Origin of the sequence: Pseudoduganella sp. (assembly GCF_041914865.1) — a bacterium.
Classification (GTDB): Bacteria; Pseudomonadota; Gammaproteobacteria; order Burkholderiales; family Burkholderiaceae_D; genus Rugamonas.
Window position 1 is genome coordinate 1 of record NZ_JAYSCO010000047.1, and the last position, 21349, is coordinate 21349.

Consider the following 21349-nt stretch of genomic DNA (forward strand, 5'->3'; position numbering starts at 1 on the left):
CGCCATCGTAGAGCATCACGATCAGCTTGTGCGGCGAGGCGGCGCTGACGCCGGTTTCCAGGCCGACTTTGGCATAGGCGTTCACGCCGCGTGAGTTGGTTCCAAACATAATCTCTCCTCTGTACTCTTGATCAGCGGTTGGCCGCGAGGGAGGCCAATTGCTGCGTCAAATATGCCTGTGTCGATTGCATCTGCGCCAGCACGGTGTCCAGGCGCGAGAATTGCGCACGGTAGCGCGCTTCCACGCCTTCCAGCTTGGTGTTGAACGCGTCTTTCTGCTTGGCGATGTCCTTGATGTTCTTGTTCAAGCCTTCGGTGCGGCTGCCGATCAAGCCCTTGGCGCCGAGGAAGCTGGTGGCCAGGTTGTTGAGCTGGTAGGCATAGCCTTGCGAGAAGGAGATGGTGCCGCGGTCGCCAATCGCGCCGCCGGTGATCTCGATCTTCAGCCCTTCGATGCCGGAGCCGGGCTGGCCGGTCATGAACTGGCCGCTGCCGGTGACCGGCAGGCCGTTGATGGTGCCGGCCACATCTTTGCCGGCCACCGGCGTGGCGCCGCCGAAGATGCTGTTGACCGTGGTGCCGCCGGCATCGGCCAGCTTGATGTTGGAGACCGAGCCATACTTGCTGGAGGCCAGCACCAGCTTGCCGTTGGCATCGATGCTGGCGCTCACGCTCGAGCCCGCCGAGGCGAAGCCGGAATTGCCGTTGATGGCGCCTTGCAGCACGCGCGCCAGCTCGGCCGGGGTGTAGGTGCCGGCCGGGATGTCGATGTTGATCGTGTTCTTGGCGCTGCTCGGGGTGCCGTCGTTCAGGGTCACCTTCCATTTGGTGCCGTCGGCGATGGTGGTGGCGCCCGGCACGCCGACCGAGGTGATGGACCCCTGTTCCGCCAATTGCGTCACCGACACGGCATACGTGCCGGGCTTGGTGGCATTGGTCGAGCTGACAAAGCTCATATTGCTGTCGCTGGAACTGCCGACGGCGGCGAACAGGCCGGCGATGTCGTTGAAGTTCTCGTCGATCGCCTTGGTCATCTTGGCGGTGTCAAGGGTCAGCGCGCCGGTCTTGTCGAAGCTGATGCCGACCTGGCCCAGGTTGGTCAGGGTGCCGGACAGACCGGTGATCGGCGCGCCCATCATCTTGCGCAGCTGCGATTGCACGGTCTGGGCGGTGAAGTCGCCTTGCAGCGCGCCCGCCTTCTTGGTTTCGGCGTTGTAGCCGGTCATATCCTTGATCGCCTTGTCGAGGTCGTTGTATGCCTTGACGAAGTTGGTCAGGTTGGTCTTCAGCGTGCTGGTGTCCTTGCTGATGTTGAGCGAGGTGTTGCCGACCTTGAGCACGTTCAGCGTCACGCCCTGGATCGCCTCGCTGATCGAGGTGCCGGCGCTGGTGACGGCGATACCGTTGACGGTGGCCTTGGTGTCCTGCGCCGCCGCGCTCTGCTTCATATTGCGCGTGGTGCCGGCCGGATCATAGGACAGCAGGTTGCTGAGGGCGGCGTCGGCCGGGTTGCCGCCATCGCCCTGCAGGGTGATCTTCATCGACGACTTTTCGCCGGTCTTGGTCGAGCTCAGCACCAGGCGGAACGGCGTGCCGCTGCCGTCGTTGATGATGCTGGCGTTGACGCCGATATTTGCCTTGTTGATGGCGTCGCGGATGCCTTCCAGCGTGTTGTTGCTGCCGTCGATGGTGACGCCGGTCAGCGGCGAGGAATCGTACTTGAAGCTGCCCGCCAGGTTGCCGCCGCTGGTGCCCGCGCTCAGGCCGGCCGCGGCCGGATTGCTGCCGCCGATCGTGATGTCGGTGTTGTTGGCCGAGGTCAGGCGCACGCTGGTGGCCGAGGTATAGGTCGAGCCATCGTTGGCCGTGCCGGCCGCCGTTTCCAGGCCGCCGGTGACGGTGCCGCCCACCACTTCCTCAAGGGCGATGCTGCCGCCGGTGGCGCTGCGGAATTCCAGGGTGCCGGCCGCCGCCGTGCCGCTGAAGGTGATGCCGGCCGCGTCCAGCGCGTCGCGCACCGGGCCGGAGGCGAGGGCGGTATCGATCTTGGCGGTGGTCACGCCGTCGCCCACATTGGTGCTGGCGCCCTGGGCGGCAATCTCGATGCCGCCCACGGTCAGCGAATAGCTGCCGTCGGCGCCGGTGGCCACATTGCCGAACGTGCTGAAGACATTGACGGCGGTGGCGGTGACGCCGGTGGCGCCGGTCTTGGCGTTGATGGCGGCGGCCAGGGTGGCGGCGCTATTGGTGTCGGCCGAAGTGCTGATGGCCGTGCCGTTGATGGTCAGCGAGCCGTCGGCAATGCCGCTCGCGTGCATGCTGCTTGGCAGGCCGCCGCCGGCAATGCCGTAGCCGACATTGGTGCTGGTGCCGAACTGGAAGAACAGGGTGGTCTTGCCGCCCAGGCCAATGGCCGAGGTCTTGCTGGCCAGGCCGTTGCTGGTCAGGGTCTGGGCCTGCGCCAGCTGCGTCACGTTGATGTTGTAGTTGCCAGGCGAAGCCTTGGCGCCGGCGCTGGCGGTGAAGATCTTCTCGTCGCCGGAGGCCGCGCTCAGGCTGCGGAAGGCGTCGATCTTGGTGAGGCTGCCCAGGGCGCTCTGGAACACGCCCACCGCGCCGCTCAGGGCGCCCAGCGCGCTGACCTGGGCCTGGTAGGAGGCGGTCTTGCGCTCATAGGCTTGCAAGGGGGCTGCCTCGGCAGCCATCAGCTTCGCCACGATCTGGTCGACCTGCAAACCAGAACCGATACCCGGCGATGACATGGTGGGAGAGTTAATAGCCACAGAGGTACTCCATAGAAAGCGTCACTATAAGTGCTTATCGGCAAAATCAAACGTGACTTGAGAGGGGGATTTCCGGGCTTGTTCCGGTGACAAGCACCCTTGCTGGGCCAATGGTTCCAGCATAGCGCAAAAAAGCCCGGGATGCCGCTTGGCATGCCGGGCTCGGGACTGCTGGCGCAGGGCTCAGGCTTCCTGGTCGACCAGGAGGCCGCCGCTGCGGGCGTCGATGGACTTGGCGATCTGCAAAGCTTCCGGGGTAGGAATCTGTCGCAGGACTTCCTTGGTGCTCTGGTCGATCACCTTGACGATAGTGCGGTTGCTGTCATTGTCGATGGAGAACTCCAGGCTCTGCGCCCGGCTTTGCACCGACTGGTTCAGCTTGGCGACCGCTTCTTCCACGTCTTTCTTGGAAGGGGCGGCCTCCTTGGCCTTGACCGCATCGACGGTTTCCACCGCAGCGGCGGGGCTGCGGCCTGCCACCGGGGCGGCGGCCGGCTCCGCACCCACGCTGCCACGGTCGGGCCGTGGCGCAGTAGCAGTAATCGAATCGATAGTCATACAGACCTCCTACGGGAAATTCCCCGGTCCGGCTGACCGGAGCGGGGAATTGCTTTTTACACGCTATCCGGCGATTAACCGCGCAGCAGGCTCAGCACGCCGTTTGGCAGCGAGTTCGCCTGGGCCAGCATCGCGGTACCAGCCTGCTGCAGGATCTGCGCGCGGGTCAGGCTCGCGGTTTCTGCGGCGAAGTCGGTGTCGACGATACGGGAACGGGATGCCGACAGGTTCTCGGTGGTCGCGCTCAGGTTCGAGATGGTCGACGAGAAGCGGGACTGCAGAGCACCGAAGGCTGCGCGCTGGTTGTTCACCGAAGCCAGTGCCGCGTCAGCAATCTTGATTGCCAGCTGGGCATTGTCGAAGGTGGTCACGTCCAGGGTCGACACGGCCTTCAGGGTCGACGCTTGCGCGCCGGTACCTGCGCCGGTGGCGCCCAGGCCGAAGCCGGAGCCAGCGTCGGTCACGGAGAACGAGCTTTCCGAGTCGAAGGTCACGCGGCCGTTGGCCACCGATGCATCGCCACCGTTCAGCGGGCTGGCCGACGCGGTCAGACCGCCAGCCAGGGTGTAGGTCGATACGCCCAGGGTGGTGTTCGGGGTGGTGGCACGGTTGGTGATCTTGATGTCGGCGCCGGTTGCGTGGCTCAGCTTGATGCCGCCGTTGGTCTCGTCGAACTGGGCGGTCACGCCGGTCTTGGCCGACTGGGCGTTGATGGCGTTGATGCCAGCAGCGAAGTCAGCAGCGACGGAGGTGGACGAACCCATCGAGAACGAGATGGTCACTGGGCTGCCGGCGTTGTCGCCTTCCAGTTCCAGGGTGTAGGACTCGCCGGCGCCCACGGTGATGTTGGCATCGGTCTTGGCCGTGGCGGTCACGCCGGTGTTGGCGGTCTGCTTGTTGACGGCAGCGGCCAGCGACTTGGCGGTGTCGGTGGTGGCGGTGGTGATGGTTGCCTTGCCGCGCACGCCGGCCACGTCGAAGGTGCTGGCTGCCGCGTTGGAGCCGCCGGCAGTGTTCAGCACCGCTACCTGGTCATTCTCGATACGGTTGTCGCCGTAGGTGTTGGTCAGGAAGTTCGCACCGTTGGTCTGGATGGTCTGGTTGGCATCGGCACCGACCTGGAAGGTCGCGGTACCCATGGTGCCGTCCAGCAGAGCCTGGCCGTTGAAGGTGGTGGTCTGGGCGATACGGTTCAGTTCGGAAGCCAGCTGGCCAACTTCAGTCTGCAGGGCCTGACGGTCCGAAGCGGAGTTGGTGGCGTTGGACGACTGCACTGCCAGTTCGCGGATACGCTGCAGGATTTCGCCGGACGACGACAGGGCGCCTTCAGCGGTCTGGGCCAGGGAAACGCCGTCGTTGGCGTTACGCATTGCCTGCGACATGCCGCGGATCTGCGAGGACATACGATCGGAAATCGCCAGGCCTGCCGCATCGTCTTTCGCGCTGTTAATACGCAGACCGGAAGACAGACGTTGCAGGGAAGTGGACAGGCTGCCCTGGGATGCGGTCAGGTTGCGCTGCGAGTTCAGGGAGGCGATGTTAGTGTTGATTACGGAAGCCATGGTATTTCTCCATTTGTACTGCTTGGTTGGGCAATTTGCTCATTCACTTTGGCCCGCCACGCTGTTCTGTGACGATCAAGCCGCTGTTGAATTGGGTAACGGTTGCCCTGTGGGAACCTTTAGGGTGATTTAGCAGGTAAATCGCCCTGTATTACCCCTCAAGTTGCGTCCGGAGCGTTCGCTAAAACGGCGCGCTTTTGCTGAACTTTAGGCCCAAAAAAAATATTTTTCAGGGCTGGATAAGCTCCGGGGAAGTGGGGCGCCAGGGGCCGGACCGGGGGGAGGGGGGGCGGCCCCTGGTGTTCCGCTTCCCCGGATAAAAAAAAAGCCCGCCGGAGGGCGGGCTGGCGCGCGGGTGTAGTTGTCTATTCGGCAACAACAACGCGGTTTTTGCCGGATTTCTTGGCCTTGTACATGGCCTCGTCGGCGCGTTTCACCAGGTCGGTCTGGTTTTCGTTGGGGCGGCGCAGGGCGACGCCGGCCGAGAAGGTGATCAGCACTTTCTCGTTCTCGTGCATGAAGAAATGGCGCGTCAGCTCGCGCTGCAGGCGGGTCATGGTCGCTTCGGCGGCCTGGATGGTGGTTTCCGGCAGCAGGATCAGGAATTCCTCGCCGCCGAAGCGGGCGATCACGTCCATTGAGCGCAGGGTTTCCTTCACCACTTTCACCAGGTGCTTGAGCGCGTTGTCGCCGGCGATATGGCCCAGGGTGTCGTTGAGCTTCTTAAAATCGTCCAGGTCCAGCACGGCGATGCAGAGCGGGGTGCCGCGGCGGTCGGCCCGTGCCGTTTCGCGCTCGAACACATCGTCCAGACCGCGCCGGTTGAGCGAGCCGGTCAGCTGGTCCTCGCGCACCAGTTCGCTCAAGTGCTGCAGCTTGGCTTCCAGCGCGTGGATGCGCGCCTCGGCATCCTGCACTTCCTGGCGCGCCACCATCATATTGTCGCGCGCCTTCAGGGCCTCGTTCTGCACCAGGCGGGTTTCCTTCAGCACTTCGTCGAGGATCTGGTTCAGCTCGCCGATATCGCGGGCGGCCCGGATCTTGTCGGAATATCCCCCAATCTTCTCGTGGAAGTCGCCGGTCGAGGTGGCGACGGCGCCCAGGCGGTCGATGAAGGTCATCATCATGTTCTTGACGGTGGCCTTGACGTCGGTGATCGAGTGCTTGAGCTGGCTTTGCTTGTAAATCACATCCTTCAGGCTGCGCGTGGCTTCCTCCAGCGCGCGCTGGTCGAGCGGGCCGGCGATCAGGTCCTGCACGGCGTCGATCTGGCCGCGCAGCCAGGAATCGTCGTCCAGCAGCTCGCTGACGTTTTCCAGCAGCAGGCGGAACAGGCGCAGCAAGAGTTCCTGCTGCTCGGCGGTGTCGCCGCTGCGGATTTCGATCTGGTAGCACAGCTGCTTGAGGCGGGTGCCGATCTCGGCCAGCGCGGCCTCGGTGTGCGCTTCCTTGGTGGCAGCGCCCAGCGATTCGGCTTCGGCCACCAGGGCCGGCGCGCCGGTCAGCAGGGAAGCCACGGCGAAGGTCAGGGTACGGCTCAGCAGCTCGCGCAGCTGGCGCGCCTGTTCATTGTTTTCGTCCGGCACCAGGCCGCCGGCGCCGACCTTGACCAGCGGGCGCTCGGCCAGCGCCGCCAGGGTGCGGGCATAGGTATCCCAGTCGCGCGCCTTGACGGCGCGGTTGAAGCGGCGGCCAAAGTCGGCCAGGTCGCCCGGCTGGTCGGTCAGGCGGGCGGCGAACTGGGCCAGCATGGTTTCGGCCGGATTCTCCGGCACCGCGGGCGCCGGCGGCACGGCGACGATGCCGGCAATTTCATTGTAGATGTCGCGATACGCGTCGGGCGTCGGGGCCACACGTCGTACAGCAAGGCGGCGGAAGGCCTCGCGTGCGATATCAGCCGGATTCATGTCCGCCGCGGCTGGATTGGTGGGTTTGCTAGACATCTGACGTACAGCCTTTACAAAGGTTTACCGATTGCCAGCATCTTAAGCCACTGTCGAGTTCGCCGAAGCGACGATAAACGGGAGGAAATGTGCTTACTTCATAGCATCATTTCTAGTCGATCAGCTGGTTCTTGATGGCGTAATGCGTCAGTTCGGCGCTGTTCTTCAGGTTCATCTTGGCCAGCAGGCGGGCGCGGTACTCGCTCACGGTCTTGACCGACAGCGACAGTTCCTTGGCGATGGTGCCCACCGTTTTGCCGGAGGCAATCATGGTCAGGGTCTGGTACTCCCGGTCCGACAACGCCTCGTGCGGCGCCGCCTGGTGGTCCTCGCCGACATGGTTGGCCAGTTCCTGCGCCAATGCCGGACTCACGTATTTTAAACCCGCCGCGCACTGGCGGATTGCATTGACTAACTCTTTTGGCGCGCTTTGCTTGGTCAGGTAGCCCGATGCGCCCGCCTTGAGCGAACGGATGGCGTACTGGTCTTCGCGATGCATGGACAGCATGAGCACGGCCAGCTCGGGCTTGTCTTTCTTGACCTGCTTCAGCACCTCGATGCCGTTGCGGTCGGGCAGGGAGATGTCGAGCAGCATGACGTGGCAGCCGGACTTGCGGAACAGCTTGACCGCGTCGAGGCCGTTTTCCGCTTCCCCGGCAACGATGATGTCCCGGGTTTCCGCCAGGATTTGCTTCAGGCCCTCGCGCACGATGGCGTGGTCGTCGGCGATAAAGACTTTGATGACAGCTTTTTCACTCATGGCCAATTGTAACTTCTGGCGCGGGCGCCGGGAGCTTGATTTTGATCGCCACCTCGGTGCCACCGCCGGCGGCATGACCCAGGTTAAGGGTGCCGCCCAGGGCGCGCGCACGCTCGGCCATGCCGCGCAGGCCGAAGGAGTCGGGTTTGGCGCGGTCGGCGGCCTGGATGCCGCGCCCGTTGTCGCTGATTTTCAGGGTCAGCACGCCGCGGCTGCGCGTCAGCTTGATCGTCACCACGCTGGCGTGGGCGTGCTTGGCGATATTGGTCAGCGCTTCCTGCGCGATGCGGAACAGGGCAGTGGCCTGCTCCGGGTCCAGTTCCAGCTCCTTCATGCTGGCCTGCAGGGTGCAGGCGATGCCGGCCTGGGCTTCGAATTCCTTGACCTGCCACTCGAGCGCCGGCAGCAGGCCGAAGTCGAGCACCGACGGGCGCAAGTCCAGCGTCAGGCGGTGCACGGCGTCGATGGTGCGGTCGACCAGCGAATCGACGTAGGCGGCCTTCTGCTGCAGCAGCGGGTCGCCGTCCGGCAGGCGCGCCACCAGCATGGCCAGCGCCATCTTGATGGCGGTCAGGTTGCCGCCCAGGTCGTCGTGGATTTCGCGCGAAATGCGTTCGCGCTCCTGTTCCTTGACGCGCTCGATGTGCGCCGTCAGCTCGGCCAGGCGGGCCCGGCTGGCGCGCACTTCCTGCTGCTCTTGCTTGCTTTCCGTGATGTTGGACATGATGCCGTCCCACTGCACGGCGCCGTCCGGCAACTGGCGCGGGGTGGCGCGCAGGTTGATCCACTTCACGTCCTTCCAGGCTTCGACCCAGATGCGGCCCTCCCAGTTCCAGCTCCACAGTGAGCTGGCCGAGGCGCGCATCGACTCCAGGTAGGACGGGCGGTCTTCCGGCAGGATCAGCTGCTCGAAGCGCGCCGGCGCGGCCTGCAGCTCGGGGCCGGGCAGGCCGAGCAGGGCCAGGCAGCCCTCGCTCAGGTAGGGGAAGGCGACGGCGCCGCCGGGCGCCAGCTGGAACTGGTAGACAAGGGCCGGTGTATGGGACACCAGGCTGGTCGGGGCGTGGTTCATGACGTGCAATAATACGGTATGAACAAAGCATTCGTAAAAGAGAGCGACGCCGAGGATGACGACGACCTGCCGCCTGGCGCGCCGCCGATCCCGCCCGGCTCCAAGAATTACATCACGCCGGCCGGCTACCAGCGCATCAAGGACGAGCTGCTGCAGCTGATCGATGTCGAGCGGCCGGAAGTGGTGAAGGTGGTGCACTGGGCCGCCTCCAACGGCGACCGTTCCGAGAACGGCGACTATATCTACGGCAAGCGCCGCCTGCGCGAGATCGACCGCCGCATCCGCTTCCTGACCAAGCGCCTGGACCTGGCGGAAGTGGTGGACCCCAGCATCCACCACGGCAACGACCAGATCTTCTTCGGCGCCACGGTGACCTACGCCAAGCGCGACGGCGAAGAGCACACCATCACCATCGTCGGCATCGACGAGTTCGACCCATTGAAGGGCAAGGTCAGCTGGATCAGCCCGGTGGCCCGCACCCTGACCAAGGCGCGCGAGGGCGACACCGTGCTGCTGCACACCCCCAGCGGGGCAGAGGAACTCGACATCCTGGAGGTCAGCTACCCGGCCCCAACAAGCTGAAAAAGATGTTTTTGCGCAACCTTGCTAAGTTGTTATAATCAACTTTCAATTACTTTTTTAGCAAGGTGTGCCATGGCTTTCGCTCAACTGACCCAAGTCTTCTATGAACCTTCGGCAGCCTTCGCCGCCTTGAAGGAACGCCCACGGGCCTGGCTGCCCTTGCTGCTGCTGTACGTGGCGACGATCAGCATCATGGTCTGGTATTTCCAGTCGGTCGACATGGACTGGATGATGAACAAGAGCTTCCCGGCCGACATGCCGGCCGAACAGCGCGAAGCGGCCGCCAAGGCCATGTCGCGCGGCGTGATGATGGGCATGGGCATTGCCGGCGTGGTGCTCGGCACCCTGGCGGTGTTTGCCCTGTACGGCTTTTACTTCTGGCTGGCGGGCAAGCTGGCCAGCATGGAACTGAGCTTCAAGTCCGGTTTCGCACTGGCCGCCTGGGCCTCGCTGCCTGGCCTGATCAGCGTGCCGCTGATGGCGCTGCAGATCGCCACCAGCAAAGGCCAGCTGGCGCTGGAAAACGCGGAAATGCTGTCGATCAATTACCTGTTCGTCAACGCGGCGCCGAACACTCCATGGTTCAGCCTGGCTTCCACCATGAAGCTGACCGACCTGTGGTTCATCGCCCTGTGCACCATCGGCCTGCGCGCCTGGACCGGCAAGAGCACCTCGACCTGCGCCATCATTTCCGCGCTGCCGCTGGTGGTGATTTACGGCTGCTGGGCGGCCTGGATCCTGGTCAAGAACTAAGGCGGCGCCATGAAACGCAAACTGATTGCCGCCGCCGTGGTCGCGGCCATGATCGGCGTGCCGGTCGCCATCAAATTCACCAAGTCGCCCAACAAGGTCGAGGCCGAACTGGCCAAGGTGGAGAACAAAGCTATCCATCCGGCGGTACTGGCTTCCGGCAACCTGGTGTTCCGCCAGGAGGTGCAACTGTCGCCCGAAGTGATCGGCAAAGTTTCCGAAGTGCTGGTCAAGGAAGGCGACAGGATCGAGAAAGGCCAGGTGGTGCTGCGCCTCGACCCGAGCACCTACAAGGCCGACGTGGCGCAGCAGGAAGCTGCCGTGCGCAATGCGGCAGTCAGCGTGGAGCGCGCCCAGATCGACCTGGATAACCAGCAGCGCAAGCTGGAACGCGCACGCCAGCTGGCGGCCGCAAAATTCATCGACGTGTCGCGCCTGGACGAAGCCAAGCTGGCGGTCGACCTGGCGCAGGTGGCCCTGCGCAGCGCGCGCGAAAGCCGCCAGCAGGCGATGGCCATGCTGGCGCTGGCGCAGGAGCGCCTGGCCAAGACCGAGGTGAAGGCGCCGATCTCCGGCACCGCCACCGCAGTACCGATCAAGGCCGGCGAAACGGCCGTGGCCAGCGCCACCGGCATCGCCGGCTCCAGCCTGATGACCATCGCCGACCTGAGTTCCATGATCGCGGAAGTGAACGTGGACGAGGGCGATATCGCCCAGGTTGTGCCGGGACTGAAAGCGAAGATTTTCCCGTCCGCCTACGCCGAGCGCCCGCTGACCGGCAGCGTGGAGTCGGTCTCGCTGGCGCCCAAGCCGCAGGCGCTGGGCCAGGCCAGCCAGGGCCGCAGCTACGTGGTCAAGGTCAAGCTGGCCGACCACCAGCTGGCGCTGCGCGCCGGCATGACCTGCCGCGCCGAGATCGTGACCGGCGACGGCGCGCCGCGCCCGGTGGTGCCGCTGCAGGCGGTGCAGCTGAGCGAGGCGGCGGAAGGCAAGGGCAAGCGCACCAACTACGTGTACGCGATTGTCGACGGCGTGGCCAAAAAGCGCACGGTGGAACTGGGCCTGTCCGACGACAGCAACCAGGAAATCACCAAGGGCCTGGCGCTGGGCGAGACGGTTGCCGTCGGCCCGGCGCGCACCCTGCGCGAGCTGCGCGAAGGCACCGCCGTGAAACCGAAGGCCGCGGACGATAAGCCGCTCAAGGTCGCAGCCGGAAGCAAGCCGTGATCACGCTGAAGGGCATTACCAAGCAGTACCAGATGGGCGACCAGACCGTGCATGCGCTGCAAGGCGTCGACCTGCACATCGAGCGCAACGAGCTGGTGGCCTTCATCGGCGCCTCCGGTTCCGGCAAGTCGACCATGATGAATATCGTCGGCTGCCTGGACCGGCCCAGCGGCGGCACCTACTTCCTGAACGGGAAGGATGTGGCCACCATGCAGAGCGACGACCTGGCCCAGGTGCGCAACGAGGAAATCGGCTTCATCTTCCAGAGCTTCCACCTGCTGCCGCGCCATACGGCGCTGGACAATGTGGCGCAGCCGCTGATCTACCGCGGCATCCCGCCGGCCGAACGCAAGCGCATGGCACGCGAGGCGCTGGAACACGTGGGCCTGGGTTCGCGCATGCACCACCGCCCCAATGAACTGTCGGGCGGGCAGCGGCAGCGCGTGGCGATCGCGCGCGCGCTGGTGGGCAAGCCGTCGATCCTGCTGGCCGACGAACCGACCGGCAACCTGGACTCGGCCACCACGCGCGAGATCATGGCGCTGATCAAGGACGTGCACCGCAACGGCCAGACGGTGGTGATGGTGACGCACGAGCCGGACATCGCCGAGCAGTGCCAGCGCATCGTGCGCCTGCAGGATGGGCGTGTGCTGTCGGACCAGCTGGTGAACGGGGGCTAAGCCGATGTATATCTTTATCGAAGCGCTGCGTTCGGCCATGGCGGCGATCCGCGCGCACCGCATGCGCAGCTTCCTGACTTCGCTCGGCATCATCATTGGCGTGGCCTCGGTGATCACCGTGATCTCGCTGATCCAGGGCCTGTCGCAGTCGATCACGCGCCAGTTCGAAGGCTTGGGCGGCAACGCCTTGTCGATCCACGCCAAGAACGACTTCAAGGACGTGATGCGCGGGAAGATCAACTACCTGCAGTTCGAGGACGTGGAGCAGCTGCGCGGGCGGGTGGAAGGCATCCGCGAACTGAGCCCGGTGTTCATGCTGCAGCCGGGCGAAATCCGCTACGGCAACCAGCGCGCCACCAGCCGCCAGTACCTGGCGGTGACCTCGGCCTACATGGAGGTGAACGGCGCCTATCCGCGCCTGGGGCGCTTCATCAGCGAATCGGACAATGCCGGCGCGCGCCGCGTATGCGTGATCGGTGAAAAACTGATCGAGATGCTGCGCCTGCCGGAGAATCCGCTCGGTGAATTCATCCAGTTCTCCGGCGAGTGGTTCAAGATTGTCGGCGTGATGGAGAAGAAGGGCGAGATCCTCGGCATGTCGCAGGACGACCAGGTGCTGGTGCCGTTCCGCACCGGCCAAAGCCTGATCGGCGCCACGCGCAAGCCGAGCATGTCGATCACGGTGTCGATCAGCGATATCGCCAGGGCCGAGGAAACCAAGGCCCGCATCGCCACCGTGATGCGCCAGTCGCACCGCCTGCGCGGCGACCAGGCGGACGACTTCGAGATCGAATCGTCCGACCAGTTCCTCAAGAGCTTCGAAACGGTCACCACCACGGTCACCCTGGTGATGGGCGGCGTGGTCGGCATCGCGCTGCTGGTGGGCGGGATCGGGATCATGAACATCATGCTGGTGTCGGTCAGCGAACGCACGCGCGAGATCGGCATCTGCAAAGCGATCGGCGCAAGGTCGCGTGACATCCTGATGCAGTTCCTGATCGAAGCGGTGACATTGTCGATGCTGGGCGGCGCCATTGGCGTGCTGTTAGGGTATGGCATGGGCCACGCGATTGCCAGCGTGATACCCGACTTCCCCGGCGCCTACGTGCCCTGGTGGGCCGTCGCCATCTCGGTCCTTTTCTCCGCCGGCGTAGGCGTCGTATTCGGTGTCTTGCCCGCCGCCAAAGCCGCCAAGCTCGACCCCATCGAAGCGCTACGCTACGAATAATTGCGCCCGCACAAAGCGCAAAAAAACAGCACCGCTATCCTTAGCCAAGACAGGGTCTGACCCTTGGGTCAGACCCTGGTTTACCGGGTTTAAGGAGCCAGCCATGCCAAGATCCCTCCGCAGCTACCAGGCAGGCAACTGCCTGCACATCGTCCAACGCGGTGACAACCGGCGCCCGTGTTTCGCCGATGACATCGACAGGCAGCATTATCTCGACCTGCTAGCCGAACATAGTGAGAAGACAGGCTGTAACGTACATGCATATGCCCTGATGCCGAACCACGTGCATCTGCTACTTACGATCAACGAGCGCAATGCCCAATCGTGGCTGATGAAGTCCATCGCGCAATTCGCGGCGCATTGGATGCACCAGCGTTATGGCACCTCCGGCACGATGTGGGAAGGGCGATACCATGCTTCCGAAATTGATAGCGAGGCTTATCTGTTACTGTGCCAGCGCTATATCGAACTGAATCCGGTGCGTGCGGGGATTGTGGCGTTTCCTGGCCATTTTCGCTGGTCTAGCTATCGGACGAATGCTGAGGGGCGCGAGGAGGATTGGCTTGTGCCGCATCCGGTCTATCGGGGACTTGGGCTGGACCGGCTATCCAGGGAGGCTGCTTATCGGGCCTTGTTTGATACGCCGTTTGCGGAAACGGATTTGATGCGGATTCGGTTTGCTATCGGGAATGATTTTGCGATGCGGAACCCCGGTAAACCTGGGTCAGACCCAAGGGTCTGACCCCGCTTAGGCGCGCTCGCGGGTGACGCGGTTGACGCCGGCGACTTTCCTGACGTTGCGGATCAGGGCGGCCAGGTGGACGCGGTCTTTGACCTGGATCGTGAAGCGCAGCTGGTGTAGTACGTGCTCGCGGTCTTCGTCCATGCCGACGAAGGTGATGTTGCCATCGGACTCGCCGATTTCGGCGGCGACCCGCGCCAGGATTCCCTTCTCATTGTTGATGATCAGGCGGATCCGGCTGTCGAAGCGGCGGTTGATCTCGGTGCCCCATTTGACGGCAATCCAGCGTTCCGGTTCTTTCTGCTTCAGGCGCTTGGCGACGGCGCAGTCGCCGGTGTGCACCTGCAGGCCCTGGTCGCGCCGCAATTGGCCGATGATGTGGTCGCCCGGGATCGGCAGGCAGCACGGCGCCAGCTGCACCGACACGCCTTCGCTGCCGTAGATGGTGACCGGGTCCAGCTCTTTCGGGCTGGTGTGCTCGACCGGCGCGCTGGCCGATTCGCCGCCCAGCAGGCCGAAGATGTGGCGCGCCACCAGCGCTGCCATGCGCTTGCCGATGCCGATGTCGGCATACAGCTCTTCTTCCGATTTGGCCGACGATTCGTTCAGCAGGCGTTCCATGATCGGTGCCGCCTGGTCCGGCTGCACATTGATCGCCTTCAGTGCCTGGTTCAGCAGCTGCCGGCCGAGGCCAATCGACTCCGGCAGGTTGATGGTGCGCAGGTGGTGGCGGATCGCCGAGCGCGCCTTGCCGGTGCGGACGAAGGACAGCCAGGTCGGGCTTGGGCGCGAATTCTGGTCGGTGACGATTTCCACGATGTCGCCGTTGCGCAGTTCGGTGCGCAGCTGGGCCGCTTCGCCGTTGATGTTGACCGACACCGTGTGGTCGCCAATGCCGGTGTGGATGGCATAGGCGAAATCGATCGGGGTGGCGCCGCGTGGCAGGGCGATGATCTTGGATTTGGGCGTGAAGACGTAGACCGAGTCGGGGAACAGGTCGACCTTGACGTGCTCCAGGAACTCGGCCGAGTCGCCGGTCTGCTGCTGGATGTCCAGCAGCGACTGCAGCCAGGCGTGGGTGCGCTGCTGCATGTCCGACATATTCGCTTCGCCGTTCTTGTACAGCCAGTGCGCCGCCACGCCCGATTCGGCGGTGCGGTGCATCTCCTGGGTGCGGATCTGGAACTCGACCGGCGTGCCGTAGGGGCCGATCAGGGTCGTGTGCAGCGACTGGTAGCCGTTCAGCTTACGGATCGCGATGTAATCCTTGAACTTGCCCGGCATCGGCTTGTACAGCGAGTGCAGGGTGCCCAGCGCCACATAGCAATTGGGGAAGCTGTCCACCACCACGCGGAAGCCGTACACGTCCAGCACCTGCGAGAACGACAGGTGCTTGGCGCGCATTTTCTTGTAGATGCCGTACAGCGTTTTCTCGCGGCCGTAGACTTCGGCCTGGATGCCGGCGGCGGCCAGTGTATGGTTGACCGCGTCCAGGATCTTGGTCACCACCTCGCGCCGGTTGCCGCGCGCCGCTTTCACGGCCTTGTGCAGCACGTTGTAGCGGGTGGGGTAGAGGTGCGAGAAGGACAGGTCCTGCAGCTCGCGGTAGATATTGTTCAGGCCCAGGCGGTGCGCGATGGGCACGTAGACTTCCATCGTCTCGCGCGCGATGCGCGCCTTCTTGGCCGGCGCCATCACTTCCAGCGTGCGCATATTGTGCAGGCGGTCGGCCAGCTTGATCAGGATCACGCGCACGTCCGAGGCCATGGCCAGCAGCATCTTGCGGAAGTTTTCCGCCTGCGCTTCGATCTGGCTCTGGAATTCGATTTTTTCCAGCTTGGACAGGCCGTCGACCAGGTGCGCGACCTGGGCGCCGAAGCGCTCGATCAGCTCATCCTTCTTGACGTCCTGGTCTTCCATCACATCGTGCAGCAGCGCCGCCATGATGGCTTGCGCGTCCAGTTTCCACTCAGTGCAGATCTCGGCCACGGCGATCGGATGCGAGATATACGGCTCGCCCGACTTGCGCACCTGGCCCAGGTGCATCTCGTCCGAGAAGCGATAGGCTTCCTTGACCTTTTTCAGGTCGGCCTCGCCCATATACTCGGCGAGCTTTTCGGTCAGGTGGGTGATGGTGGCGACACCGGTGGCCACGGTCGGCGCGGCCAGCGGGGAGGTCGAAACAGCAGGTGCAGAAACGTCAACGCCCGGCTGTTGCTTAGCCGGGCGCCGCGCCCGCCGTGCGGGCTGTTCGCTGATGTGGGGATCGGCGGAAGTCAGGTTCATATCGGGAACAAAAAGGTTCCCAGCTTACATAGGGACCTTTTTCAGCATTTCCAGGCCTACTTTGCCTGCTGCGATTTCACGCAGTGCCACCACGGTTGGCTTGTCCTTGGCTTCGACCTTAGGGGTGTGGCCTTGCAGCAGCTGGCGCGCGCGGTAGGTGGCTGCCAGGGTCAGCTGGAAGCGGTTTGGAACATTCTTCAGGCAATCTTCAATAGTAATACGGGCCATGCTAAAACTCCTGGATATATACGGTGATTATTCTGCGTCGGCGTGGATGCCCAGCTCGGACATCAACTTGGCATTGCGGGCGGCTTGTTGCGCGAACCGGCAACGGGCCGATCGGACGATCGCGCTCAGCTCCGACAAGGCGACCGGGAACTCTTCGTTGATAATAACATACTCGAACTCGGGCGCGTGGGCGATTTCCCCGCCCGCCGCCAGCAGGCGGCGGTTGATCACGTGGATCTCGTCCTGGCCGCGTTTGTGCAGGCGTTCTTCCAGCGCCGCGAAGGAGGGCGGCAGGATGAAAATGCCGGCCGCCTGCGGGAATTGCTTCTTGACCTGGCGCGCGCCCTGCCAGTCGATTTCCAGCAGGATGTCGGTGCCGGCCTTCATCTGCTCTTCCACAAAGATGCGCGAGGTGCCGTAGTAGTTGCCGTGCACTTCGGCCCACTCCAGGAATTCGCCCTGCGCGGCGCGCTGCTTGAAGTCCTCGGCGGTGGTGAAGAAGTACTCGCGGCCGTGCTGCTCGCCCGGGCGCGGCTGGCGCGTGGTGGTCGAAATCGACAGCTTGATCGCAGGTTCCTGGGCCAGCAGGGCATTCACCAGGGTCGATTTACCGGCGCCGGATGGGGCAGCCACCATGAACAGGCTGCCGGAAAAATGTTGGCTCATTTGCAATTCTCAAAGGCTAGGCTAGCGCCCAAAGAGTTATTTTACCAAGAGCAAGGGGTTTTGCAGCACTTGACAATGGACCGACCGGTCTATAGAGTAAATCGTATGACTGCGCACACCCTGACCACCCGCGAACGCCTGATCAACGCCATGATCACCACGCTGCAGCACCGCGGCCTGCACGGCGCCGGCCTGAGCGAGATCCTGGCCACGGCCAAGGCGCCGAAAGGCGTGATGTACCACCATTTCCCGGGCGGGAAGGACCAGCTGGCGGTGGCCGCCATTGAAGCCACCTTCAGCTTCCTGTTGCACAAGCTCGACACCTATATGGAGCGCGAGCCGGATGTGACGATAGCGCTGCAAGCCTGGATCCTGCGCGCCCTGCGCGGGCTGGACGACAGCGAATTCGAGCTGGGCTGCCCGCTGGCGGCGGTCGCGCTGGAATCGACCGCCGACGATGTCGAGATCCGCAGCGCGCTGCGCACCGGCTTCGCCGCCCTGCGCGGGCGCATGGCGGACGCCCTGGTGCAGGCCGGCCACGAACGCCACCGCGCCGAAGGGATCGCCGCCCTGATCCTCGCCGCCTACGAAGGCGGCCTGCTGCAAGCCCGCGTGGCGGGCGACACCGCGCCCATGGTGCAGACCATGGACGCCCTGATGCCAATGCTGAAAGTGGAGAAGAAACCATGAGCGATTTGCCCAACGCCGCCCTGCTGCTGGCGGAAAAGCTGGAACTACGCGCCGCCGACGGCTATCCGCTGGCCGCCATGCGCTACCGCGCGCGCGGTCCGGAGAAGGCACGCCTGCTGATCGCGGGCGCCACCGGCGTACCGCAAGGCTTCTACCGCCGTTTCGCCGAATTCGCCGCAGGGCAGGGCTACACCGTGCTCACCTTCGACTACCGCGGCGTCGGCGGCTCCGCGCCCAAATCGCTGCGCGGCTTCGAAGCCAGCTTCCTCGACTGGGCCCACCTCGACCTGCGCGCCGCCATTGAATTCTTCGCCCCCGCCGACAGCACGCCACTGTACATGGTGGGCCACTCCTACGGCGGCCACGCGCTCGGCCTGCTGCCCAATCACGAAAAGATCGCCGGCGTCTACCTGTTCGGCGTCGGCGCCGGCTGGCACGGCTGGATGCCGCGCCTGGAGCGCCTGCGCGTGCTGGCCATGTGGCATATCGTCGGCCCCATCGTCACACGCTGGAAAGGGCGCCTGGCCTGGAGCAAGCTGGGCATGGGCGAGGATTTGCCGCTCGGCGTCTACCGCCAGTGGAAGCGCTGGTGCAGCTTCCCGCGCTACTTCCTGGACGACCCCAAAGTGCCGGAGATCGCCGCCGGTTTCGCCACCGTGCGCACGCCGATCCTGGCGCTGAACGCCACCGACGACCTGTGGGCGCCGCCGTTGTCGCGCGACGCGCTGATGTCCGGCTACCGCAACGCGCCGTGGCACGGCGTTGACCTCGACCCGGCAGCCGCCGGGCTGGGCAAGCTCGGTCATATGGGCTACTTCCGCCAGCACGCGCAGCCGCTGTGGCAGGGCGCGCTGGACTGGTTTGCCGGCGTAAAATGAGAATCGTTTGCATTTGGCATTGAATGTTTGCTAGCATCGGGGCTTCATCCCATCACTGGAGTACGCCCCAATGAAGCTGCTGCAAATCGCTGCCCTGGTGGCGGCCACCCTGGCCGCCGGCGCCGCACAAGCCCAGGTGCTGAACCTGTATTCCGCGCGCCACTACCAGACCGACCAGGCGCTGTACGACAACTTCACCAAGCAGACCGGCATCAAGATCAACCGCATTGAAGCGGGCGAGAACGAACTGCTGGAGCGCATCAAGAACGAAGGCGCCAACAGCCCGGCCGACGTGCTGCTGACGGTGGACGCGGCGCGCCTGGCCAAGGCCGATGAACTGAACCTGTTCGCACCGGTGCAATCGGCCACGCTGAACGCGCGCATCCCGGCCCACCTGCGCACCGCCGACTGGTACGCCTTCTCCACGCGTGCCCGCGTCATCGTGCACAACAAGAGCGTCAACCCGGCCGACGTGCAGAACTACGAAGACCTGGCCAACCCGCGCCTGAAAGGCAAGGTCTGCGTGCGCTCCGGCGCCCACCCGTACAACCTGTCGCTGGGCGCCGCCATGTACGAGCGCAGCGGCGAACAGAAGGTGTTCGAATGGGCCAAAGGCCTGGTGGCCAACTTCGCGCGCGCACCGAAGGGCGGCGACACCGACCAGATCAAGGCGGTGGCGGCCGGCGAATGCGGCGTGGCGCTGGCTAACTCCTACTACGTGGCGCGCCTCATGCGCTCCGACAAGCCGGAAGACAAGAAGCTGATGGAATCGGTCAGCGTGGTATGGCCGAACCAGAAGGGCGTGGGCACCCACGTCAACATCTCCGGCGCCGGCGTGCTGAAGACGGCACCCAACAAGGACGCCGCCATCAAATTCCTGGAATACCTGGCCTCCGACGCGGCCCAGGTGTATTTCGCCGACGGCAACAACGAATGGCCGGTGGTGGCGGGCGTGAAGACCTCCAACCCGGCGCTGGCCAAGCTGGGCGCCTTCAAGCAGGACGACATCAACGTCGGCAAGCTGGCCAAGCACCAGGCCGCGGTGCAGAAGATTTACGACCGCGCCGGCTGGCAGTAAGCGCTACCCTGGCGGATCTGCCGCGACAGCAGGATCAGCGGCAGAACCCCCACGGCCACAATGGCCAGGGCGGCGGTGGACGCTTCCGCCAGGCGTTCGTCCGCCGCCAGCGTGTAGGCCTGCGTGGCCAGCGTATCGAAGTTAAACGGCCGCATCACCAGCGTGGCCGGCAGCTCCTTCATCACATCCACGAACACCAGCAGCGCCGCCGTCAGCAGGCTGCCGCGCAGCAGCGGCAGGTGCACACGGCGCAGCACGCCCATTTGCGACTGGCCCAGCGAGCGCGCCGCTTCATCCATATTCAGCGTGACCTTGCCCAGGCTGGCCTGCACCGTGCGCAGCGACACCGCCTCGAAGCGCACCAGGTAGGCGTACACCAGCGCCGCAATGCCGCCCGTCAGCAGCAAGCCCGGATTGGCCCCGGTGAAAGCGCCGATGGCCTGCGCCAGCCGGTTATCCAGCCAGGCCAGCGGCACCAGCACGCCCACCGCGATCACCGAGCCGGGCACCGCATAGCCCAGGTTCACCGTGCCGTTGGCCAGGCGCAGCAAAGGGTGGGCCGACAGGCGGCCGGCGTAGGCCAGCAGCACCGCCAGCAGCACCGCGCAGCCGGCCGTCAGCGCCGCCAGCAGGAAGCTGTTGCGCGCCAGCTCCACAAAGCGCGCGCCGAACTGCGCATCGCCGCTGGTGAGCGCCATGTGCAGCAGCACCCCGCCCGGCAGCAGGAAGCCGAGCAGCAGCGGCAGCAGGCAAGCGAGGCTGGCGAGCCAGGCGCGCAGGCCGCGCAGGCGCTGCACGGTTTGCGGCGCCCGGCGCCCGGTATTGTGGAAGCGCGCGCGGCCGCGCGCCAGGTATTCCAGCGACAGCACCAGCGCCACGAAGCCGAGCAGGGTGGCCGCCAGCTGTGAAGCCGCCACCCGGTCGCCCAGCGAGAACCAGGCGCGGTAGATGCCGGTGGTGAAGGTATGCACGCCGAAATACGACACCGCGCCGTAATCGGCCAAGGTCTCCATCAAGGCCAGCGCCGCGCCGGCCGCGATGGCCGGGCGCGCCAGCGGCAGCGACACGCGCAGGAAATTGGACCACGGGCCCAGGCCCAGCGAACGGCCCGCCTCCAGCACCCCGGCCGCGCGCTCCAGGAAAGCCGCGCGCGCCAGCAGGTAGACATAAGGGTAGAGCACGAACACGAACATCAGCACCGCGCCGCCCACCGTGCGCACATCCGGGAACCAGTACTCGCCGGCCTGCCAGCCGGTGACCGCGCGCAGCCAGCTTTGCACCGGGCCGACAAACTGCAGCAAATCGGTATAGGTATAAGCCATCACATAGGCCGGCACCGCCAGCGGCAGCACCAGCGCCCACTCGAACAGGCGGCGGCCCGGAAAGTCGTGCATGGTCACCAGCCAGGCGGCCCCGGTCCCCACCAGCACCGTCCCCAGCGCCACGCCGGCGCACAGGCGCAAGGTATTGCCGATATAGCCGGCCAGCACCGTGTCGGCCAGGTGCGCCCAAGTGTCGCCGCCCTGGCCGGCCAGCAGGTGGAAGGCCACGCTGGCGATCGGCACGGCGACCAGCACGGCCACGGCGAGCGCCCACCAGAGCAGGGAAGGTTGCGCTTTCACGGATGTCGGCAAGA

General features: G+C 64.8%; 19 protein-coding genes and 1 pseudogene. 9 read left to right on the forward strand and 11 right to left on the reverse strand.

What is annotated here, in order from left to right:
• The 7 genes and pseudogenes from ACE3TQ_RS19335 to ACE3TQ_RS19365 all read right to left on the reverse strand — a co-directional run.
• Positions 1-109: pseudogene (locus ACE3TQ_RS19335) on the reverse strand (flagellar export chaperone FliS); the annotation flags it as partial.
• A gap of 22 nt (positions 110-131) precedes the next feature.
• Positions 132-2783, reverse strand: a complete 2652-nt coding sequence (gene fliD, locus ACE3TQ_RS19340) for a flagellar filament capping protein FliD (protein ID WP_374584005.1) — start codon at positions 2781-2783, stop codon at positions 132-134.
• Positions 2784-2966: 183 nt separating this feature from the next.
• Positions 2967-3341, reverse strand: coding sequence for a flagellar protein FlaG (locus tag ACE3TQ_RS19345; protein ID WP_374584007.1), 375 nt, complete (start codon positions 3339-3341; stop codon positions 2967-2969).
• A 74-nt stretch (positions 3342-3415) separates the two neighbouring features.
• Positions 3416-4903 (reverse strand): flagellin, encoded by a 1488-nt coding sequence (locus tag ACE3TQ_RS19350; protein WP_374584009.1) that lies wholly within the window; start codon positions 4901-4903, stop codon positions 3416-3418.
• 365 nt (positions 4904-5268) lie between these two features.
• The gene (locus ACE3TQ_RS19355; RefSeq protein WP_374584011.1) at positions 5269-6846 is read right to left on the reverse strand and encodes a GGDEF domain-containing protein; all 1578 of its coding nucleotides are present in this window, start codon (positions 6844-6846) and stop codon (positions 5269-5271) included.
• 112 nt (positions 6847-6958) lie between these two features.
• Entirely contained in the window at positions 6959-7606 is a 648-nt protein-coding gene (locus ACE3TQ_RS19360) for a response regulator (RefSeq protein ID WP_374584013.1), read from the reverse strand.
• A complete protein-coding gene (locus ACE3TQ_RS19365; protein WP_374584015.1) occupies positions 7599-8678 on the reverse strand; it encodes a histidine kinase in 1080 nt (359 codons plus the stop codon). The genes ACE3TQ_RS19360 and ACE3TQ_RS19365 overlap by 8 nt, the downstream gene beginning before the upstream one ends.
• 18 nt (positions 8679-8696) lie before the next feature.
• Here ACE3TQ_RS19365 and greB point away from each other — a divergent pair, with 18 nt between their 5' ends.
• From greB to ACE3TQ_RS19395, 6 genes are all read left to right on the forward strand, one after another.
• Complete coding sequence (greB, locus tag ACE3TQ_RS19370; protein WP_374584017.1) at positions 8697-9260, forward strand: transcription elongation factor GreB; 564 nt, start codon at positions 8697-8699, stop codon at positions 9258-9260.
• Between the two features lie 72 nt (positions 9261-9332).
• The gene (locus ACE3TQ_RS19375; protein WP_374584020.1) at positions 9333-10013 is read left to right on the forward strand and encodes a YIP1 family protein; all 681 of its coding nucleotides are present in this window, start codon (positions 9333-9335) and stop codon (positions 10011-10013) included.
• A 9-nt stretch (positions 10014-10022) separates the two neighbouring features.
• Positions 10023-11237, forward strand: coding sequence for an efflux RND transporter periplasmic adaptor subunit (locus tag ACE3TQ_RS19380; protein WP_374584022.1), 1215 nt, complete (start codon positions 10023-10025; stop codon positions 11235-11237).
• Positions 11234-11917, forward strand: a complete 684-nt coding sequence (locus ACE3TQ_RS19385; RefSeq protein WP_374584024.1) for an ABC transporter ATP-binding protein — start codon at positions 11234-11236, stop codon at positions 11915-11917. Before ACE3TQ_RS19380 ends, ACE3TQ_RS19385 begins: the two co-directional genes overlap by 4 nt.
• 4 nt (positions 11918-11921) lie before the next feature.
• Positions 11922-13145 (forward strand): ABC transporter permease, encoded by a 1224-nt coding sequence (locus tag ACE3TQ_RS19390; protein WP_374584026.1) that lies wholly within the window; start codon positions 11922-11924, stop codon positions 13143-13145.
• Positions 13146-13248: 103 nt separating this feature from the next.
• The gene (locus tag ACE3TQ_RS19395) at positions 13249-13887 is read left to right on the forward strand and encodes a transposase (protein WP_374584028.1); all 639 of its coding nucleotides are present in this window, start codon (positions 13249-13251) and stop codon (positions 13885-13887) included.
• A 6-nt stretch (positions 13888-13893) separates the two neighbouring features.
• Here the strand turns inward: ACE3TQ_RS19395 and ACE3TQ_RS19400 are convergent, their stop codons facing one another.
• From ACE3TQ_RS19400 to gmk, 3 genes are read right to left on the reverse strand one after another with little or no spacing between them, the layout of a single operon-like run.
• Positions 13894-16173 (reverse strand): bifunctional (p)ppGpp synthetase/guanosine-3',5'-bis(diphosphate) 3'-pyrophosphohydrolase, encoded by a 2280-nt coding sequence (locus ACE3TQ_RS19400; RefSeq protein WP_374584030.1) that lies wholly within the window; start codon positions 16171-16173, stop codon positions 13894-13896.
• 24 nt (positions 16174-16197) lie between these two features.
• Positions 16198-16401 (reverse strand): DNA-directed RNA polymerase subunit omega, encoded by a 204-nt coding sequence (gene rpoZ / locus ACE3TQ_RS19405; protein ID WP_005665923.1) that lies wholly within the window; start codon positions 16399-16401, stop codon positions 16198-16200.
• Positions 16402-16428: 27 nt separating this feature from the next.
• On the reverse strand, positions 16429-17067 hold the full coding sequence (gene gmk / locus ACE3TQ_RS19410; RefSeq protein WP_374584034.1) for a guanylate kinase: 639 nt from the start codon (positions 17065-17067) through the stop codon (positions 16429-16431).
• A 105-nt stretch (positions 17068-17172) separates the two neighbouring features.
• Here gmk and ACE3TQ_RS19415 point away from each other — a divergent pair, with 105 nt between their 5' ends.
• The 3 genes from ACE3TQ_RS19415 (at position 17173) to ACE3TQ_RS19425 (ending at position 19713) form a co-directional block, all read left to right on the forward strand.
• The gene (locus ACE3TQ_RS19415) at positions 17173-17757 is read left to right on the forward strand and encodes a TetR/AcrR family transcriptional regulator (protein ID WP_374584036.1); all 585 of its coding nucleotides are present in this window, start codon (positions 17173-17175) and stop codon (positions 17755-17757) included.
• On the forward strand, positions 17754-18635 hold the full coding sequence (locus ACE3TQ_RS19420; protein ID WP_374584038.1) for an alpha/beta fold hydrolase: 882 nt from the start codon (positions 17754-17756) through the stop codon (positions 18633-18635). Before ACE3TQ_RS19415 ends, ACE3TQ_RS19420 begins: the two co-directional genes overlap by 4 nt.
• Before the next feature lie 70 nt (positions 18636-18705).
• Positions 18706-19713, forward strand: a complete 1008-nt coding sequence (locus tag ACE3TQ_RS19425; RefSeq protein ID WP_374584039.1) for an extracellular solute-binding protein — start codon at positions 18706-18708, stop codon at positions 19711-19713.
• Here the strand turns inward: ACE3TQ_RS19425 and ACE3TQ_RS19430 are convergent.
• A complete protein-coding gene (locus ACE3TQ_RS19430) occupies positions 19689-21335 on the reverse strand; it encodes an ABC transporter permease (protein ID WP_374584041.1) in 1647 nt (548 codons plus the stop codon). The genes ACE3TQ_RS19425 and ACE3TQ_RS19430 overlap by 25 nt on opposite strands.
• Between the last annotated feature and the right edge of the window lie 14 nt (positions 21336-21349).

What these genes read in the sequence shown, in the direction of transcription:
- ACE3TQ_RS19395 (WP_374584028.1), top strand. Translation starts at nt 13,249, where the DNA reads ATGCCAAGATCCCTCCGCAGCTACCAGGCAGGCAACTGCCTGCACATC.
- ACE3TQ_RS19375 (WP_374584020.1), top strand. Translation starts at nt 9,333, where the DNA reads ATGGCTTTCGCTCAACTGACCCAAGTCTTCTATGAACCTTCGGCAGCC.
- gmk (WP_374584034.1), bottom strand. Translation starts at nt 17,067, where the DNA reads ATGAGCCAACATTTTTCCGGCAGCCTGTTCATGGTGGCTGCCCCATCC.
- greB (WP_374584017.1), top strand. Translation starts at nt 8,697, where the DNA reads ATGAACAAAGCATTCGTAAAAGAGAGCGACGCCGAGGATGACGACGAC.
- ACE3TQ_RS19380 (WP_374584022.1), top strand. Translation starts at nt 10,023, where the DNA reads ATGAAACGCAAACTGATTGCCGCCGCCGTGGTCGCGGCCATGATCGGC.
- ACE3TQ_RS19390 (WP_374584026.1), top strand. Translation starts at nt 11,922, where the DNA reads ATGTATATCTTTATCGAAGCGCTGCGTTCGGCCATGGCGGCGATCCGC.
- ACE3TQ_RS19400 (WP_374584030.1), bottom strand. Translation starts at nt 16,173, where the DNA reads ATGAACCTGACTTCCGCCGATCCCCACATCAGCGAACAGCCCGCACGG.
- rpoZ (WP_005665923.1), bottom strand. Translation starts at nt 16,401, where the DNA reads ATGGCCCGTATTACTATTGAAGATTGCCTGAAGAATGTTCCAAACCGC.
- ACE3TQ_RS19360 (WP_374584013.1), bottom strand. Translation starts at nt 7,606, where the DNA reads ATGAGTGAAAAAGCTGTCATCAAAGTCTTTATCGCCGACGACCACGCC.
- ACE3TQ_RS19365 (WP_374584015.1), bottom strand. Translation starts at nt 8,678, where the DNA reads ATGAACCACGCCCCGACCAGCCTGGTGTCCCATACACCGGCCCTTGTC.
- ACE3TQ_RS19355 (WP_374584011.1), bottom strand. Translation starts at nt 6,846, where the DNA reads ATGTCTAGCAAACCCACCAATCCAGCCGCGGCGGACATGAATCCGGCT.
- ACE3TQ_RS19350 (WP_374584009.1), bottom strand. Translation starts at nt 4,903, where the DNA reads ATGGCTTCCGTAATCAACACTAACATCGCCTCCCTGAACTCGCAGCGC.
- ACE3TQ_RS19345 (WP_374584007.1), bottom strand. Translation starts at nt 3,341, where the DNA reads ATGACTATCGATTCGATTACTGCTACTGCGCCACGGCCCGACCGTGGC.
- ACE3TQ_RS19415 (WP_374584036.1), top strand. Translation starts at nt 17,173, where the DNA reads ATGACTGCGCACACCCTGACCACCCGCGAACGCCTGATCAACGCCATG.
- ACE3TQ_RS19425 (WP_374584039.1), top strand. Translation starts at nt 18,706, where the DNA reads ATGAAGCTGCTGCAAATCGCTGCCCTGGTGGCGGCCACCCTGGCCGCC.
- ACE3TQ_RS19420 (WP_374584038.1), top strand. Translation starts at nt 17,754, where the DNA reads ATGAGCGATTTGCCCAACGCCGCCCTGCTGCTGGCGGAAAAGCTGGAA.